Source organism: Phytoactinopolyspora endophytica (genome assembly GCF_004138495.1).
Lineage (GTDB): Bacteria > Actinomycetota > Actinomycetes > Jiangellales > Jiangellaceae > Phytoactinopolyspora > Phytoactinopolyspora endophytica.
This window is the reverse complement of the sequence record NZ_ML142861.1, coordinates 97,863-100,823: the sequence shown is the minus strand read 5'-3', so window position 1 is coordinate 100,823 and position 2,961 is coordinate 97,863. Positions and strand designations below refer to the sequence as shown.

The window sequence follows — 2,961 nt, the reverse complement described above, 5'->3', positions numbered from 1 at the left end:
CTTCGTTGCTGTCGAGATGCGGGCACCTCAGCCGTTGCTGTCGATGCGGATCCTGCTCGACCGTGCCCGTGCCGCCGCGTTTCTCTCGATCACGCTGATGTTCATGGCGATGTTCGGCTTCTACCTGTTCATGAGTTACTACACACAAGCGATCCTCGGCTATTCACCCGTCCAGGCGGGCATGACCCTGATCATCAACGCCCTAGCCGCCTTGATCGGGTCGATGTTGATAGCCGGGAAGCTGCACGGACGTGTCGCGCCCGCGGCACTGATCGTGCCCGGCCTGATCGCCGCGGCGGCCGGAATGCTCATCCTGACCGGTTTGACGGCGCAGAGTGCGAACGTACTGCCGGTGTACCTGGTGCCCGCGATGCTGCTCACCGGGCTCGGGCTGGGTTGTGTGATCCCGCCGACCGCCGGCCTCGCCACGGCGGGAATGAGAGGGCACGACATCGGGGCCGCGTCCGCGACATACAACGCTGCTCAGCAGCTTGGGGCGGCGCTCGGCATTGCTCTGCTCAACACCATCGCGACCAGCGCCACGGCGGCATACGTGTCCACCGCGGGACCGTCGGATCCGGGCGAGGCCTCAGTGCATGGCTACACCACAGCACTGACCGTCGCCCTCGGAATCCTCATCACCGCTGCGATCGTCACCACGCCGTTGCTGATCACCGGTCGACTCCGAGATCGAAAGAGGGAGATGGCCAGCCGAGCGGCGTGAGTAGGACGTTCGGCGGTCGGCATGGGAAACTCGACGGTGTCATGGCGCCACGTAATCTCATCAATCTCGAGTCAGTGTCCCTCGCCTATGGGACTCAGCAGATCTTCGACGCACTCTCGATCGGTATAGGCACCGGTGAGCGCATCGGCGTTGTCGGCAGGAACGGTGGCGGCAAGTCGTCGCTGCTCCGGTTGCTGTCCGGCGCCGAGCGACCCGACTCCGGCCGGGTCACGCACACCGGTGGGCTGAGGATCGGCTACGTCGGGCAGCGCGACGAGCTCGATCCGGAGTCGACGGTCCGGCAGAGCGTCGTGGGGGAGCTCGCGGACCACGAGTGGGCCGGCGACGCACGGGTCCGCGAGGTCGTCGCTCACCTGCTGCCCGAGATCGCCCTGGACGCACGGATCGGCCCGCTCTCGGGCGGGGAACGACGACGCGTCGCGCTCGCGCGGACACTGATCGCCGAGTCCGACCTGCTGTTGCTCGACGAGCCCACCAACCACCTGGACGTCGAGGCGATCGACTGGCTGACGACGCACCTGGCCGCGACCGGCCGGGCGCTCGTCGTCGTCACCCACGATCGGTGGCTGCTCGACTCGGTCTGCGAGACCACCTGGGAGGTCGTGGACGGCACGGTCCACGCGTACGACGGCGGCTACTCGACCTACGTCCTGGCCCGCGCCGAGCGCTCCCGGATCGCCGCGTCCGACGAGGCCCGCCGGCAGAACCTGCTGCGCAAGGAACTGGCGTGGCTGCGACGTGGCCCGCCTGCCCGGACGTCGAAGCCGAAGTTCCGGATCGACGCCGCCAACACGCTGATCGAGAACGAGCCGCCGCCGCGGGATCCGTACGAGCTGGCGCGGTTGGCGACCACCAGGCTCGGCAAGAGCGTCTACGACGTCGAGAACGCCACTGTCGAGCTGGGCGGCAAGACCCTGTTGGACGACCTGACATGGCGGCTGGGCCCGGGAGACCGGGTCGGTGTGGTCGGGGTGAACGGATCCGGAAAGACCACCTTGCTGCGTTTGCTCGACGGAAGCCTGCCGCCGTCTGCGGGTCACGTGAAGATCGGCAAGACCGTGGTCTGCGCGCACCTGTCCCAGGAGATCTCCGAGCTCGACCCGGCGACGCGGGTGCTGCAGGCGGTGGAGGAGGTCAAGAAGGAGGTCCAGCTGGGGGCCGGTGGTGAGGCCACGGCTGGGCAGATGCTGGAGCGGTTCGGCTTCACCGGTCAGCGGCAGTGGACTCCCGTGGGCGACCTGTCCGGTGGTGAGCGCCGGCGGCTGCAGTTGCTGCGCCTGCTGATGGGCGAGCCGAACGTCCTGCTGCTCGACGAGCCGACCAACGACCTGGACGTGGAGACGCTCAACGTTCTCGAGGACGTGCTCGACCGGTGGCCGGGAACGCTCGTGGTCGTCAGCCACGACCGTTGGTTCCTGGAGCGGGCGACGGACTCGATCTGGGCGCTGCTGGGCGACGGCCGTCTGGTGCACCTTCCGGGTGGCGTCGACGAGTACCTGGAACGTCGCCGCGCCGCATCCGTTGCCCCAGCCTCGGGCGTGGGCGCATCGGAGGCTGGGACGGTAGGAAGCCCAACAGGCGCAGTTGGCACGGGAGCGGGCACACCGGCCGGTTCGGGCGACTCTGGTGGTACCAGCGTCGGTGCGGGTGCCGGGCTGGGGCGCGGCGACGCGCGCCGGGAGAAACGCGGTGACACACGGGCCGCCCGGAAGGAACTGACGAGAGTCGAGCGCGAGGTAGAGAAGCTGACGCAGCGTGCGGAGAAGCTCCATGCGGAGCTGGCGCAGCACGCCACCGACCACGAGAAGGTGGCCGAACTGGACGCGACGCTGCGGAAGGTCAATGAGGAGCGCGAGGCGCTTGAAGCGCGGTGGATGGACCTAGCCGAGGAAGTCGGCTAGGCGCGGAGCCTCAGCGCTCTAAAGGGAGAGACCGTTCTCCGCCAGCCACGCCTGTGGGTTGACCGGGTCGCCGTCGTTGGGCCGGATCTCCAGGTGCAGGTGCGGCCCGGTGCTGTTGCCGGTGGAACCCACTCTTCCAATCACCGTGCCGGGCTCGACTGTGCCGGAGTCCTTGACGATGCGCGACAGGTGGCCGTACCAGCTCACCGTGCCGTCCCAGTGACGGATCGCGATCTTCTGACCGTACGAGCCGTCCCAACCGGCGGAGATGATCTCCCCGCTGGAGACTGCGACGACCTCGGCTCCGTGTGCGGC

At 68.3% G+C, this 2,961-nt stretch carries 3 protein-coding genes; 2 read left to right on the top strand and 1 reads right to left on the bottom strand.

Annotated features, from left to right (window positions below; translation table 11 throughout):
* Together ELR45_RS38765 and ELR45_RS22705 are read left to right on the top strand one after the other, a co-directional pair.
* Nucleotides 1–724: MFS transporter (locus tag ELR45_RS38765; protein ID WP_205857075.1), on the top strand; the 724-nt coding region annotated here is incomplete at its 5' end.
* Nucleotides 725–765: 41 nt separating this feature from the next.
* Nucleotides 766–2,646 (top strand): ATP-binding cassette domain-containing protein, encoded by a 1,881-nt coding sequence (locus tag ELR45_RS22705; protein WP_129668470.1) that lies wholly within the window; start codon nt 766–768, stop codon nt 2,644–2,646.
* Nucleotides 2,647–2,664: 18 nt separating this feature from the next.
* Here the strand turns inward: ELR45_RS22705 and ELR45_RS22700 are convergent.
* A partial coding sequence (locus tag ELR45_RS22700) for a M23 family metallopeptidase (RefSeq protein WP_205857074.1) occupies nt 2,665–2,961 on the bottom strand: 297 nt, incomplete at its 5' end.